14 protein-coding genes are annotated in these 14215 nt (G+C 67.5%); 9 read left to right on the top strand and 5 right to left on the bottom strand.

Going from position 1 to position 14215, the window contains the following annotated elements; translation table 11 throughout:
• The coding region (gene katG, locus RT123_RS04515; protein WP_313008084.1) for a catalase/peroxidase HPI at nucleotides 1–2268 on the bottom strand (2268 nt) is incomplete at its 3' end.
• Nucleotides 2269–2412: 144 nt separating this feature from the next.
• Here katG and RT123_RS04520 point away from each other — a divergent pair.
• From RT123_RS04520 to RT123_RS04530, 3 genes are all read left to right on the top strand, one after another.
• A complete protein-coding gene (locus tag RT123_RS04520) occupies nucleotides 2413–3312 on the top strand; it encodes a hydrogen peroxide-inducible genes activator (RefSeq protein ID WP_066553170.1) in 900 nt (299 codons plus the stop codon).
• Between the two features lie 72 nt (nucleotides 3313–3384).
• Nucleotides 3385–3636 (top strand): hypothetical protein, encoded by a 252-nt coding sequence (locus tag RT123_RS04525; RefSeq protein ID WP_055807296.1) that lies wholly within the window; start codon nucleotides 3385–3387, stop codon nucleotides 3634–3636.
• Between the two features lie 93 nt (nucleotides 3637–3729).
• Complete coding sequence (locus RT123_RS04530) at nucleotides 3730–5103, top strand: NAD-dependent succinate-semialdehyde dehydrogenase (protein ID WP_313008085.1); 1374 nt, start codon at nucleotides 3730–3732, stop codon at nucleotides 5101–5103.
• A gap of 78 nt (nucleotides 5104–5181) precedes the next feature.
• On the opposite strand, the gene acnA is transcribed toward RT123_RS04530, so the two are convergent.
• Nucleotides 5182–7908: an aconitate hydratase AcnA gene (gene acnA / locus RT123_RS04535; RefSeq protein ID WP_055807289.1), complete on the bottom strand. Its 2727-nt coding sequence runs from the start codon at nucleotides 7906–7908 to the stop codon at nucleotides 5182–5184.
• Nucleotides 7909–8116: 208 nt separating this feature from the next.
• Between acnA and ccmA the strand changes: the two genes are divergently transcribed.
• From ccmA to RT123_RS04565, 6 genes are read left to right on the top strand one after another with little or no spacing between them, the layout of a single operon-like run.
• Nucleotides 8117–8740, top strand: coding sequence for a heme ABC exporter ATP-binding protein CcmA (gene ccmA, locus RT123_RS04540; protein ID WP_313008086.1), 624 nt, complete (start codon nucleotides 8117–8119; stop codon nucleotides 8738–8740).
• Nucleotides 8737–9447, top strand: coding sequence for a heme exporter protein CcmB (ccmB, locus tag RT123_RS04545; protein WP_313008087.1), 711 nt, complete (start codon nucleotides 8737–8739; stop codon nucleotides 9445–9447). Before ccmA ends, ccmB begins: the two co-directional genes overlap by 4 nt.
• Before the next feature lie 39 nt (nucleotides 9448–9486).
• A complete protein-coding gene (locus RT123_RS04550) occupies nucleotides 9487–10206 on the top strand; it encodes a heme ABC transporter permease (protein ID WP_161639844.1) in 720 nt (239 codons plus the stop codon).
• Between the two features lie 4 nt (nucleotides 10207–10210).
• Complete coding sequence (gene ccmD, locus RT123_RS04555) at nucleotides 10211–10444, top strand: heme exporter protein CcmD (RefSeq protein ID WP_313008088.1); 234 nt, start codon at nucleotides 10211–10213, stop codon at nucleotides 10442–10444.
• On the top strand, nucleotides 10441–11001 hold the full coding sequence (locus tag RT123_RS04560; protein ID WP_313008089.1) for a DsbE family thiol:disulfide interchange protein: 561 nt from the start codon (nucleotides 10441–10443) through the stop codon (nucleotides 10999–11001). The genes ccmD and RT123_RS04560 overlap by 4 nt, the downstream gene beginning before the upstream one ends.
• Before the next feature lie 45 nt (nucleotides 11002–11046).
• The gene (locus RT123_RS04565; RefSeq protein WP_313008090.1) at nucleotides 11047–11310 is read left to right on the top strand and encodes a hypothetical protein; all 264 of its coding nucleotides are present in this window, start codon (nucleotides 11047–11049) and stop codon (nucleotides 11308–11310) included.
• Here RT123_RS04565 and RT123_RS04570 read toward each other — a convergent pair whose 3' ends face one another.
• The 3 genes from RT123_RS04570 to RT123_RS04580 form a co-directional block, all read right to left on the bottom strand.
• Nucleotides 11311–12066 carry a M48 family metallopeptidase gene (locus RT123_RS04570; RefSeq protein ID WP_039244085.1) on the bottom strand — a complete coding sequence of 252 codons (756 nt, stop codon included), beginning with the start codon at nucleotides 12064–12066 and terminating at the stop codon, nucleotides 11311–11313.
• Nucleotides 12067–12134: 68 nt separating this feature from the next.
• On the bottom strand, nucleotides 12135–13673 hold the full coding sequence (locus RT123_RS04575; protein WP_313008091.1) for a cryptochrome/photolyase family protein: 1539 nt from the start codon (nucleotides 13671–13673) through the stop codon (nucleotides 12135–12137).
• A gap of 12 nt (nucleotides 13674–13685) precedes the next feature.
• On the bottom strand, nucleotides 13686–14042 hold the full coding sequence (locus RT123_RS04580; RefSeq protein ID WP_313008092.1) for a DUF393 domain-containing protein: 357 nt from the start codon (nucleotides 14040–14042) through the stop codon (nucleotides 13686–13688).
• Nucleotides 14043–14215: the final 173 nt, after the last annotated feature.

The raw sequence follows: 14215 nt of genomic DNA on the forward strand, positions 1-14215 counted from the left end.
GCCGTGCAGGTCGAACCGGTCCAGCTCCATGACCTTGGTCCAGGCCGCCACGAAGTCCGAGACGAACTTCTCTCCGGCGTCGGCCCCGGCATAGACCTCGGCCAGCGCGCGCAGCACGGCGTTGGAGCCGAACACCAGATCGACACGCGTGCCGGTCCACTTGGCTTCGCCCGTCTTGCGATCGCGGCCTTCGAAGACGTCCTTGGCGTCCGAGGTCGCCGCCCACTTCACGTCCATGTCCAGCAGATTGACGAAGACATCGTTGGACAGCACGCCCGGCCGCTCAGTCAGCACGCCGTGCGTCGCGCCGCCCGTATTGATGTTGATCGCCCGCAGGCCGCCGATCAGCACCGTCATCTCCGGCGCCGTCAGCGTCAGCCGCTGCGCCTGATCGATCAGCAGCGACTCGGCCGGCACCGCATAGCGGGCCTTCTGGAAGTTGCGGAAGCCGTCGGCGACCGGCTCCAGATAGCCGAAGGATTCTACATCCGTGTCCGCCTGGCTGGCGTCCGTTCGGCCGGGCGTGAACGGCACGCTGGCGTCGTGGCCCGCCGCCTTGGCCGCCTGCTCGACGCCGGCATTGCCGGCCAGCACGATCAGGTCGGCCAGGGACACCTTCTTGCCGCCCGTCTGCGCCTGATTGAACTCGGTCTGGATGCGCTCCAGCGTCTTCAGCACCCGGTCCAGCTGTTCGGGCTGATTGACGGCCCAATCCTTCTGCGGCGCCAGGCGGATGCGGGCGCCGTTCGCCCCGCCCCGCTTGTCCCCGCCCCGGAAGGTCGAGGCCGAGGCCCAGGCCGTGCCCACCAGTTCGGCGGCGCTCAGGCCTGAGTCCAGCACCTTGGCCTTCAGAGCCGCCGAGTCCGTCGCGTCGATCAGCGGATGATCCACCTCCGGCACCGGATCCTGCCACAGCAGGACTTCGCTCGGGACCTCCGGCCCGACGTAGCGCGAACGCGGCCCCAGATCGCGGTGCGTCAGCTTGAACCAGGCCCGCGCAAAGGCGTCTGCAAAGGCTTGGGGATCGTTCAGGAACCGTCGCGAAATCTTCTCGTATTCCGGGTCGAACCGCATCGACAGGTCGGTCGTCAGCATCGTCGGCCGCTTCTTCTTGGCCGGATTGTGGGCGTCGGGGATGATCTCGCCCGCGTCCTTGGCCACCCACTGATGCGCGCCCGCCGGGGACTTCTCCAGCTCCCATTCGAAGCCGAACAGGTTCTCGAAATAGAAGTTGCTCCACTGGGCCGGGGTCTGGGTCCAGGTGACTTCCAGACCGCTGGTGATGGCGTCGGCGCCGTGCCCCGTGCCGAAGCTGGAGGTCCACCCCAGGCCTTGCGCCTCCAGGCCGTCGCCTTCCGGCTCTGCGCCGACGTGGTCAGCCGGACCGGCGCCGTGAGTCTTGCCGAAGGTGTGGCCGCCCGCGATCAGGGCGACCGTCTCCTCGTCGTTCATCGCCATCCGGGCGAAGGTGTCGCGGATGTCGCGCGCCGCCGCGATCGGATCGGGATTGCCGTCCGGCCCCTCCGGATTGACGTAGATCAGGCCCATCTGCACGGCGGCCAGCGGGTTCTCCAGATCGCGCGAATGCTTGTCGCCGTCCGCATTATCATCGCTGACCAGCACGGCCTCGTCGCCCGGCTTCACCACCCCGTCCGAGCCATGGGCATAGCGCTCGTCGCCGCCCAGCCAGGTCGTTTCGCGACCCCAATAGACGTCCTGATCCGGCTCCCAGGTATCGGCGCGGCCGCCCGAGAAGCCGAAGGTGCGGAAACCCATCGTCTCCAGCGCGACGTTTCCGGTCAGGATCATCAGGTCGGCCCAGGAGATGGCCTGGCCGTACTTCTGCTTGATCGGCCACAGCAGGCGGCGCGACTTGTCGATATTGACGTTGTCGGGCCAGGAATTCAGCGGCGCAAACCGCTGCTGGCCCCGCCCGCCGCCGCCGCGACCATCGCCGACGCGATAGGTGCCGGCGCTGTGCCAGGCCATGCGGATGAACTGCGGGCCATAATGGCCGAAGTCCGCCGGCCACCAATCCTTAGAGTCCGTCATCAGCGCGCGCAGATCCGCCTTCAGCGCCTCATAGTCCAGCTTGGAAAAGGCCTCGCGGTAGTCGAACGCCCCCCCCAACGGGTCGGACTTGGTCGAGTGCTGGTTCAGCAGATCGACACGCAGCTGGTTGGGCCACCAATCGCGGTTCTGAACGCCGCCGCCTGCGACCGATCGGGGCGTCCGGCCGGAAAAGGGGCATTTGGCTTCGTCGGTCATGGTGTTTCTCCCTGCTGCTCTGGCGCACGACGGCGAGCGATTTTCCATCGCCCTGTAGATGATGGGGTCATACGACACGGGTCAAACGGATAAAGCCAATCGATTATCCTTGGCGTCAGCATAGGACAGGCCTATTTCGCTTCCATGCTCCCCACGTTGCGCCAGCTCCAGTATCTCAAGCTCCTGGCCGAACACGGCAGCTTCTCGCGCGCCGCCGAGGCCGCTCACGTCAGCCAACCCGCCCTCAGCGCCGGTGTGCAGGAGCTTGAGCGCATCCTGGGCGCGCCGGTGGTCGAACGCGCGCGCGGCGCCGTGATCATGACCGCCGTCGGAGCGGAGGCCGTTCGCCGCGCCGAGGACGTCCTGGCCCGCACCGAGGATCTGGTCGAGGCGGCCAAAAACGCCGGGCGGCTGCTGTCCGGCCGTTTCCGCCTCGGCGTCATCCCCACCGTCGCCCCCTTCCTGCTGCCCGCCAAGCTCCCGTCGGTGAAGGCCGCCTATCCAAGCCTGAAGCTGTTCATCCGCGAGGATCTGACACCCCGGCTGATCGCGGCGCTGAAGGCGGGTCAGATCGACGCGGCGGTCATCGCCCTGCCCTATGACGCGCCGGGCATCGCCCACGCTCGCATCGGCGATGACGAGATCATGGCCGCAGCCCCCGCCGACCATGCCTTGGCCGCGCCCGGCCCCATCCGTCCCGGCTCGCTGCGGGCCGAGGATCTGATCCTGCTGGAAGACGGACATTGCTTGCGCGACCACGCCCTGGCGGCGTTGGACATCGAGGCCCCGCGCGGCGACGACGTCTTTGCGGCCACCAGCCTGCACACCCTGGTTCAGATGGTCGGCTCGGGCCTCGGCGTCTCCTTCCTGCCGAAGATGGCGGTGCAGGCCGGTCTGGCCGACAACCCCTCCGTCGCCATTCGCGCCTTCGAAAACCAGGCCGATGGCGCCCCGCCCCACCGCGAGATCGTCGTCGCCTGGCGCGCCGGCTCCAGCCGCGCCGCCGAGGCCCGGCTGCTGGCCGAGGCCCTGAAGCTAGAGTGAAGCTGGAGCGAAAACGGACTGAGGCTCGATTGATCGATTGACCTGAGCGCCGAACAGGCCGCTTGGAAACGGATGGCAACCGAAACCGTCTATATCGTCCAGGCCTACGTCCAGGGCCGGGGCAAGGCCCTGCGCGCAGAACCCCAGGTCGGCTGCAAAGACGCCGAAGAGGCGCGTCGCAAGGCCGAACGGCTGGCGCCGTTGCGTCTGGGCGTCGTCGCCTTCGCCGTCTCGGCCGACACCGAAATGGGCGACTACGACGAAGAGCCCACCATCCTCTTCAAGTCCGGCCAACTGCCGCCGCCGTTCAGCGATCCGGACTGACGACCAAGCAACCCGCCCCGACAGGTCGCGTTTGCTTTCCTGACAACGGATCGGCGCCGCCCCGGGCGTCCGACCGAAACTTCAGGACGCCCCATGGCCTATCGCACCCTCAATCCCTTCACCGAACAACTGGTTGAGGACTATCCGGAACACACCGACGACGCCGTCGAGGCCGCCCTGGCCAAGGCCGACGGCCTGTTCCATTCGGATTGGTCCAAGGGCGACATCCAGCCGCGCCTCGCCGTGCTGAAATCCCTGTCGGGCCTTCTGATCGAAAACCGCGACGACCTGGCCCGCACCATGGCCGAGGAGATGGGCAAGCCCCTGGCTCAGGGGCAGGGCGAGATCGATCTGTGCGCCGGCATCGCCGCCTACTATGCCGAGAAGGCTGCCGATTTCCTCAAGCCTGAAAAGATCGACAGCGAACTGGGGGAGGCCTGGGTCGAGTGCCACCCGATCGGCGTGCTGCTGGCGGTCGAGCCCTGGAACTTCCCGATCTACCAACTGATCCGCGTCGTCGCTCCCGCCATCGCGGTCGGCAATCCCGTGCTTTACAAGCACGCGGGCATCGTGCCGCGCTGCGCCGCCCGGTTCGCCGAACTGGTGCGCGAGGCCGGCGCGCCCGAAGGCTTCGTCGCCAACCTCTACATTTCCTCGGACAAGGTCGCCGAACTGATCGGCGACGACCGCATCCAGGGCGTGGCCCTGACCGGATCGGAGGGCGCCGGCGCCAAGGTCTCGGCTCGCGCCTCGGAAATGCTGAAGAAGTCCACGCTGGAACTGGGCGGCAGCGATGTCTTCGTGGTGCTGGACGACGCCGACATCGAAAAGGCGGTCGCGGCAGGCGTCGAAGGCCGCCTGTCCAACGCCGGACAGGTCTGCACCGGCTCCAAACGCTTCATCGTCCAGAAGTCGGTCTCCGACGCCTTCATCACCGGCTTCGTCGAAGGCATGAAGAAGGCCGTCATGGGCGATCCGCTGGACGAGGCCACCGACCTGGGCCCGCTGTCGTCCGAGGATGCGCTGAAGACCCTGACCAAGCAGGTGGAAGAGGCGATCCAGCACGGCGCCAAGGCGCTGACAGGCGGAAAGCCCGCCGACCGCACCGGCTTCTTCTACGAGCCGACCGTCCTGACCGACGTCGCCCGCGACAACCCGGCCTTCTATCAGGAGTTCTTCGGCCCCGTGGCCCAGGTCTTCGTGGTCGAGGACGACGATGGGGTCGTGGCCCTGGCCAACGATTCCCACTTCGGCCTCGGCGGCTCGATCTTCTCGGGCGACACCGACCGCGCCCGCCAACTGGCCTCTCGCATCGAGACCGGCATGGTCTTCATCAACACCACCACGACCTCCATGCCCGAACTGCCGTTCGGCGGCGTCAAACGCTCGGGCTTCGGCCGTGAGCTGGGCGACGTCGGCATCAAGGAGTTCGTGAACCGCAAGCTGGTGGTCGTCAGCGCCGACTGACCACCGCCTTTCGGCAAACGGAAAAGGGCCGGCGGATCGCTCCGCCGGCCCTCTTTTCTTATCTGGGCGAACCGCGACCTATTCGGCGGCGATCGGCGCTTCGGTTTCCGGACCGCGCGCCAGGTTGCGCAGCACATAGGGCATGACGCCGCCGGCCAGCAGATAGTCCAGCTCGGTCTGGTTATCGATACGGCAGCGGACCGGGAAGCGGGCCATCTTTCCGTCCGACGGGCGGAACAGCTCGACCCACAGGTCCTGACGCGGCTTCAGCTTGCCGATATTGGCGTCCGAAAGGCCGCGGATCGTGACGATCTCTTCGCCCGTCAGCCCCAGCTTCAGCCAGCCGTCCTGCTTGAACTGCAGCGGCACGACGCCCATCCCGACCAGGTTGGAGCGGTGGATGCGCTCGAAGCTTTCGGCGATGACCGCGCGAACGCCCAACAGGCGCGTGCCCTTGGCCGCCCAGTCGCGCGACGAGCCGGTGCCGTATTCCTTGCCGGCGAAGACGACCAGCGGGCGGCCTTCCGACTGATACCGCATGGCCGCGTCATAGATCGACATCGTGTCGTTCGACGGGAAGTGCTTGGTCACGCCGCCTTCGATCTCGGGCGTGATGCGGTTCTTGATGCGGATGTTGGCGAAGGTGCCGCGCATCATGACTTCGTGGTTGCCGCGACGGGCGCCGTAGCTGTTGAACTCGGCCGCCTCGACGCCGTGGTTGGTCAGATAAACGCCGGCGGGCGAGGTCTTCTTGATCGAACCGGCTGGGCTGATGTGGTCAGTGGTGATCGAGTCGCCGAAGATGGCCAGAACGCGAGCCTCGACCACGTCCTGAACCGGGGTCAGGTCCATCGACAGGCCGTCGAAATAGGGCGGGTTGGCGACGTAGGTCGAGCTGTCGTCCCACTCATAGGTCTGACCGCCGGTGACCTTGATGGCCTGCCAATGCTTGTCGCCCTTGAACACGTCCTTGTAACGTTTGGCGAACATGGCCGGGGTGACGGACTTACGCTGGATGTCGGCGATTTCCTGCGTGGTCGGCCAGACGTCCTTCAGGAAGACGTCGTTGCCCTTCTTGTCCTGACCGATCGGATCCTTGGTGATGTCGATCCGCATCGAGCCGGCGATGGCGTAGGCCACGACCAGCGGCGGCGAGGCCAGATAGTTGGCCTGGACGTCGGGGTTCACGCGGCCTTCGAAGTTGCGGTTGCCCGACAGGACCGAGGTGGCGACCAGGGCGTTGTCGTTGATCGCCTTGGAGATCGCCGGGTCCAGCGGACCCGAGTTGCCGATGCAGGTGGTGCAGCCATAGCCGACCAGGTTGAAGCCCAGGGCGTCCAGATCCTTCTGCAGGCCGGCGTCGGTCAGATAGTCGGTCACGACCTGCGAGCCGGGGGCCAGCGAGGTCTTGACCCAGGGCTTGGCCTTCAGGCCCAGCGCATTGGCCTTGCGCGCCACCAGACCGGCGGCGATCAGGACCGACGGGTTGGAGGTGTTGGTGCAGGAGGTGATGGCCGCGATGACCACGTCGCCGTCGCCGACGGTGAACTTCTGGCCATCCACCGAGACACGCTCGGCGTCGGACGGACGGGCGAAGACGTCGGTCAGGGCGGTTTCGAACGCCGGAGCGGCGGTGGTCAGTTCGACGCGGTCCTGCGGACGCTTCGGACCCGCCAGCGACGGTACGACGGTCGAGATGTCCAGTTCCAGCACATCAGTGAAGACCGGGTCTTCCGAATTCTCGTCGATCCACAGGCCCTGGGCCTTGGCGTAGGCTTCGACCAGGGCGACGCGCGCCTTGTCGCGGCCCGTGGCGGTCAGATAGCCGATGGTCGCGGCCGAGACGGGGAAGAAGCCGCAGGTGGCGCCGTATTCCGGAGCCATGTTGGCGATGGTTGCTTGGTCCTCGATGGTCATGTTCGGCAGGGCGTCGCCGAAGAACTCCACGAACTTGCCGACCACGCCCTTCTTGCGCAGCATCTGGGTGACGGTCAGCACCAGGTCGGTCGCCGTCGTGCCTTCGGGCATCGAACCCGTCAGCTTGAAGCCGATGACCTCGGGGATCAGCATCGGGATCGGCTGGCCCAGCATGGCCGCCTCGGCCTCGATGCCGCCCACGCCCCAGCCCAGGACGGCTAGGCCGTTGATCATGGTGGTGTGGCTGTCGGTGCCGACGACGGTATCGGGATAGGCGACGGTCTTCTTGCCTTCGTCCAGGGTCCAGACGGTCTGGGCCAGGTTTTCGAGGTTCACCTGGTGGCAGATGCCGGTGCCGGGCGGCACGACGCGGAAGTTGTTGAAGGCCGACGAACCCCAACGCAGGAAGTTGTAGCGTTCGATGTTGCGCTCGTATTCGCGCTCGACGTTCTGGGCGAAGGCTTTGGACGTGCCGAAGTTGTCGACCATGACCGAGTGGTCGATGACCAGATCGACCGGCACCAGCGGATTGATCTTAGCGGCGTCGGCGCCCAGGGCGCTCATGGCGTCGCGCATGGCGGCCAGATCGACCACGGCGGGAACGCCGGTGAAGTCCTGCATCAGAACGCGGGCCGGACGGAAGGCGATCTCGTGCTCGACCGAGCCCTTGTTCTCGACCCAGGCGGCGACGGCCTTCAGGTCGTCTTCGGTGACGGAAACGCCGTCCTCGTTGCGCAGCAGGTTCTCCAGCAGCACCTTCATCGAGCGCGGCAGGCGGGAAATCCCGGTCAGACCGGCTTCCTCGGCGGCGGGAAGGCTGTAATAGGCGTATTTCTTACGCCCGACGGAAAGGTCCTGGCGGGTCTTGAAGCTGTCGATCGACGGCATGGAGAGTTCCTCTGGTCAGCGCCGCCCGACAATCCGGTTGCGCCTTCGCGCGGCAGACGCAGCGGCTCACAGGGCCCCTGCGCGCGCGGCGAAAGCCTGCTGCGGCGACCGTGCCTATAGCCCCGCCACGCCGCACCGTCCATGTGTCCACACCCCTGACGTGGACATTGAGAAGGGTTCGCAGATTTGGCGCGGCGGGTGAAACGCGATGATCCACACCCTCGCCCTCTCCGGCCTGACCGTCTCGCGCGGCGAGCGTCGGCTGTTTCACGGTCTCGACCTGACCCTGCGCGCCGGCGAGGTGCTGGCCCTGACGGGCGCAAACGGGGCGGGCAAGACCAGCCTGCTGCGCGCGATCGCCGGCCTGTTGCGGCCAGACGCCGGGACGGTCGCCTTCCAGGACGGCGACGGCAATAAGCTGGACGAGCGGCAGGCGCGTGGACGTGAAACCCACTTTCTCGGTCATCTGGACGGGCTGAAGGGCGGCCGCACCGCGCGCGAAGAGCTGGGGTTTCAGTGCGATTGGTTGGGCCACACCCAGTACGGCGTCGACCACGCCGTCGAGGCCTTCGGATTGAAGCCCCTGCTGGACCTGGAGGTCCGGCGTCTGTCCGCCGGTCAGCGCCGTCGCCTGGCCATGGGCCGGTTGGTCGGATCGCCGCGCGCCTTGTGGCTGCTGGACGAACCGATGGCGCCGCTGGACGCCCGCTGGCGCGAAGCCTTCGCTGAACAGATGCAGCGACATCTGGACGCCGACGGTCTGATCATCGCCGCCGTCCACGACCCCCTGCCGCTACCGACCCGCTCTCTCGATCTGGGGGCGCTGAAGTGAGCCGCCACGATGTCGATCAGGAACCCCGTCCGCCCGGCCTGCGCGGCGCGACGCGCGTTCTGCTGGAGCGCGAGCTGGATCTGGCCTGGGGCGGGGGCGGCGGTCCGTTGCTGGCCTGCGGCTTCTTCGCCTGTCTGACCGCCATACTACCGCTGGCGGCCGGCGGCGATCCGCGCACGCTCGGCCCGGTCGCCGGCGGCGTGGCCTGGTTGGCGCTCGCCCTGGCCTCCCTGCTGTCGCTGGAGCGGCTGTTCGAGCGCGACATGGAGGACGGGGCGCTGGATCTGCTGGCCCTCGGCCATCTGGCGCTGGAGCAGGTCGTCCTGATCAAGGCCCTGGCCCAGTGGATCGCCGTCGGTCTGCCGCTTGCCCTGACTGCCCCCGTCGCCGCCCTGGCGCTGGGCCTGCCCGCGTCGCTGACGCCGCTGGTCGCCCTGACCGCCCTGATCGGCGGCGCGGGCTTCGCCTTCACCGGGGCGCTGGGCGCGGCCCTTGCGCTGGGCGCCAGGCGTGGCGGGCTGCTGATCGCCGTCGTCGTCCTGCCGCTCTTTATTCCCCCCGTCGTCTTCGGCGCCGGCGCCTTGGAGCGCGCCGGATCAGGCCAGCCTGTCGGCCCGGCGCTGGCCTTGCTCTGCGCCTACGTCCTGTTCGCCGCCGTCGTCGCGCCCTTCGCCGGGGCCGCCGCCGTTCGCAACGCGCAAGGGTGAGCTTGCCCGCCGTCCATTCGTTGCGTAAGCGCTGAACCGATGTTCGGCCTGTCCAATCCGCAGCGCTTCATGGCCTTCACCGGCCCGTTGACGCCCGTTCTGTGGGGGCTCGCCGCCGTGCTGCTGGGCGTCGGCGCCTGGCTCAGCTTCACCGTTCCGGCCGATTATCAGCAGGGCGACACGGTGCGGATCATGTTCGTCCACGTGCCTGCCGCCACCCTGGGCCTGGGCGCCTATGCCGCGCTGGGCGTATCCAGCTTTTTTGCGCTGGTCTTCCGCCACGCCCTGGCCGACGCCGCCGCCCGCGCCGCCGCCCTGCCGGGCGCCGCCTTCACGGCGCTCGCCCTATTCACCGGCTCGCTGTGGGGCCAGCCGATGTGGGGGACCTGGTGGGTGTGGGACGCGCGCCTGACCAGCGTGCTGGTGCTGTTTCTCTTCTACCTCGGATACATGGCGCTGAGAGCGTCGATTGACGACGAGCAGAAGGCCGGACGCGCCGCCGCCGTCCTGGGGCTGGTCGGCCTGATCAATCTGCCGATCGTGAAATTCTCGGTCGATTGGTGGAACACCCTGCACCAGCCCGCCAGCTTCCTGACCCCCGGATCGTCGGGGCTGGACCCCGTCTATCTGCCGCCCTTCCTGACCATGCTCGCGGCCTATGGGGTGCTGTTCGCGGCCCTGTGGCTGACCGCCATCCGCACCGAGATCCGCCGCCGCCGCGTCATGACCCTGCGCGCCCGTCTGGCTCAGGAGGCCTGAAGCCGTGCTCGACCTCGACATGACCCCCTACGCCGCTTTCGTCTGGCCCGCCTGGGGCGTCAGCGCCCTGGTGCTGACCGTCCTGACCGTCCGCGCCGTCATCGCCTCCCGCAAATGGAAGCGCGAACTGGCCCGGCTTGAGGCAGACCAAGGCACATACCCACAAGCAGCGGATACCCACCGCCCTCAAGCAGCACGAAGCGCGATAGGGCCAAAAGAAAAAGGGCTTCGCCCGTGAACCGCTGGCTGGCCCTGATCCCGCTGGCGGTCCTCGCGGCGCTGGCGGCCTTGTTCGTCGGGTGGTCGCTGAAGCGCGATCCGGCTTTCAAGCCCGACGCCCTGGTCGGCCAGACCATCCCCGAGACGGTCCTGCCCCTGCTGTCGGGCGACCAGGCGGGACCGGGCAATCTGGACCTGAAGACCGCCGGCGTCGGCCGGCCCATGCTGGTCAATGTGTTCGCCTCCTGGTGCGCGCCTTGCCGGATCGAACACCCCAAGCTGCTGGCGCTGAAGGCGCGCGGCGTCGCCGTGGTCGGCATCGCCTACAAGGACGAGCCGGTCGCCACTCGCGACTTCCTCGACGAACTGGGCGATCCCTATTCGATGGTGCTGGTGGACCGCGAGGGTCGTGCGGGCCTCGACCTCGGCATCTCCGGCGTGCCCGAGACCTTCGCCGTCGACGCCATGGGGCGCATCACCGCCAAACAGTCCGGTCCCCTGCTGGACGACGCTGACATCGACCGACTGGTCGCCTCCATGCAGGCCCCGCCTCGTCCCGCACCAACCAAGCGGTGAGGCCGCGTTAACCCTTTTTCGAGGGTTTCCGTTAACCATGTCGACATGAGCGCGATTCGTCCCGGCCTGCCGCTGAACACGCCCGCCCAGGGCCTTGATCTGCCGAGCGCCCGCAGCGCCCAGGCGGCCTTCTTCCGCGCTGCAATGGAGCAGACTGCAGCGCCCAAGCCGCCCGTCCCGGCCGCCGCCGTCATGTCCACGATCCGAACCGCCAACCCGGCCCGGCCGGTGGAGGTGCCCCCCGCCCCGGCCCAGCGCGAGGAGCCGCGGATCATGCGCCCCGGCTCCTATCTCGACATCCGGGTCTGATCAGTTCCAGCCGCGGCTGGCGATATATTGCTGCAACGCCTCGATCCGGGTCGCGTCCGACGGGTGGGTCGAGGCGAACTGCGGCGTCTGGGTCTGACGTTGCGCCGCCATCAGCCGCCACAGCGCGACCGCCTGCGACGGCTTGAACCCGGCGCCGGCCATATAGTCCACGCCCAGACGGTCGGCCTCCAGCTCGTCGCGCCGCGAATAGGGGAGCAGCAGGCCGTATTGGGCGGCGAGACCGCCATAGGCGTTGACCGCATCTCCATAGCGACCCGCCGCCCCGCCGACAGCGGCCAGACCGACGCTGGTCACCGTCTGGTTCGAGGCGCGCTCGGCCGCATGGTTGGCGACGACGTGCCCGATTTCGTGACCGATCACGCTGGCCAGCTGGTCGTCATTCTGGACCAGGGCCAACAGGCTGGTCGTCACGCCGATCTGGCCGGACGGCAGGACGAAGGCGTTGGGGCTGGCCTCTGTGAACACCGCATAGTCCCAGGTCCGACCGCCCAGACCCGCCGCCTGGACCAAACGGTCGCCGACGCGACGGATCCGGTCGACTTGGGCGCCGGTCGTCATCACGCCTGGCTTGGCGATAGCCTCTCGCCAGGCCGCCGTCGATTGCTGCGACAGGGCCGCGTTGTCCACCAGAAGCAGCTGATTACGGCCCAGGGCTTCGTTATAGGCGCAGGCGGACAGGGCCGAGGCCGCGACGGCGGCGGCCAGGACAAGGGCGGAACGGCGGGGCAGGATCACGGGGGTGGCCTCTTCGAGCAGGACGAAACAGCAAGGCAAATGGTCGCGCTGGGCCTGGGGTTCCACCGTCAATCGATCGGCGTCGCGCCTAGCAGGGTCCGGCAAGCCTCCGCCTCGGCCGCCAGGGCCTTGCGCTTGGCCTCCCCGAACTGCTCCAGCGTGCGGTAGGGCATGGCCAGCCGCACATTGTCCCGCAGCCGGCCGCGATTGCGCTCCAGAAAGCCCCAGTACAGCCGGTTGAACGGACAGGCCGCATCGCCGTTCTTGCTCTTCACGTCATAGCGACACGCCCCGCAATAGTCGCTCATCCGGTCGATATAGGCCCCCGACGCAGCATAGGGCTTGGACCCCACGATGCCGCCGTCGGCGAACAGGGCCATGCCGCGCGTATTGGGCATCTCGACCCATTCATAGGCGTCGGCATAGACACACATGTACCAGTCGTCGACCTGATCGGGATGCACGCCCAGCAGCAAGGCCAGATTGCCCGTCACCATCAGCCGCTGGATATGGTGGGCGTAGGCGTTGTCGCGCGTGGTCTTCACCACGTCGGCGACACAGGCCATGTCGGTCTCGCCGGACCAATAGAACCAGGGCAGCTTGCGGTCCGCGTCCAGGAAGTTGCGCGCCCGATACTCCGGCGCCTTCAGCCAGTAGATGCCGCGCACGAACTCGCGCCATCCCAGGATTTGCCGGATGAAGCCTTCGACCGCGTTCAGGGGCGCCTTTCCCGCCCGATAGACCGCCTCGGCGCGCTTGCAGACGTCCAGAGGATCCAGCAGGCCCAGGTTGATCGACGTCGAGATCAGCCCATGCCACATCCATGGCTCATTCTCCGCCATCGCGTCCTGCCAGTCCCCGAACGACGGCAGGACATCCTTCAGGAAATGCTTCAGCGAAGCTTCCGCCTCCTGCGCCGTTGTGGCCCAGCCGAACCCGTCCAGCGAGCCGAAATGGTCGCCGAACAACCGCTCGACATCCGCGATCGCCTCGCACGCCACGGCGTTGGGCGGGATGCGCAGGCGATCGGGCGGCGTCACGCCCTTGGCCAGCTTCTTGCGGTTCTCGGCGTCATAGTTCCAGCGCCCGCCCTCCGGCTGATCGCCGTCCATCAGTATGCCCGTCGCGCGGCGCATCTCGCGATAGAAGAACTCCATGCGCAGCTGCGACTTGCCCGAGGCCCAGCGACGAAAACGGTCGTGGCTGCTGATGAAGCAGCGATCCTCGCGAATCTCGACCGGCAGCTCCGCCCCTTCCGCAAAGGCGGCCAGATGCTCGGCCAGCCGCCACTCGCCGCATTCGGTCATCACCACCGTTTCATAAGCGCCGTCGTCCAGCGCCCGGGCCAGTTCCCCGGTAATCGAACCGCTGTTGTCCGCATCGTCGATCCGCACATAGCGCACATTGACGCCCCGCTCCTTCAGCCGCTCGGCGTGATTGCGCATGGCGGCGAAGACCAGGGCCAGCTTCTGCTTGTGATGCCGGACATAGGTCGCCTCGTCGCGAACCTCGGCCATCAGAACCGTATCGACGTCCGGGTTCAGATCCTTCAGCGCCGACAGGTCGTCCGACAGCTGATCGCCCAGCACCAGCCTAAGCACGGACATGCGTTATTTCCATCATCGGGCCCATTTGCGAGCGAGAGACTGAAGTCGAGGACGCAGGCGCAGAAACACCCGGTACCCTCCCTCCAACGCCGCAAGGACCCAGGGGATGCGTGCGGCCAAGCCGAGCGGGCGCAACAGCGGGATGGCCCGCCACATCGCCGCAAACGCCGCCGCACCCGACAGCAGCCTTCCGTTTTCCGTCGCGTGGAATCGCGCCAGCAGAGTCTCCCGATCCAGCGGGCAGCTTGCTTGACCGTCCGACACATCGACGAATCGGATCGCGCAGCGTCGATCCAGCCGCCGCATCAGGGCGATCTCGCGTCGGCACAGGGGACAGCCGCCATCGTACCAGACAAGCAAGGGGTTCATGACGATCGAAGGCTCTCGGCGACGGCGAACGGGCTCGCCATCCTATACGGGCGTCCTCTACAGTCTGGATCGCAACCCGCCTCGACAGGTGTCCGATGACGATTGAACCCACCGGCCGACATCGCTTGCCGCCGCTCGCCCGCGTTCTGGGTTTCGCCGGCCTGCTGCCCCAG

This window comes from Brevundimonas vesicularis, assembly GCF_032067225.1.
GTDB classification, from domain to species: Bacteria; Pseudomonadota; Alphaproteobacteria; order Caulobacterales; family Caulobacteraceae; genus Brevundimonas; species Brevundimonas vesicularis_F.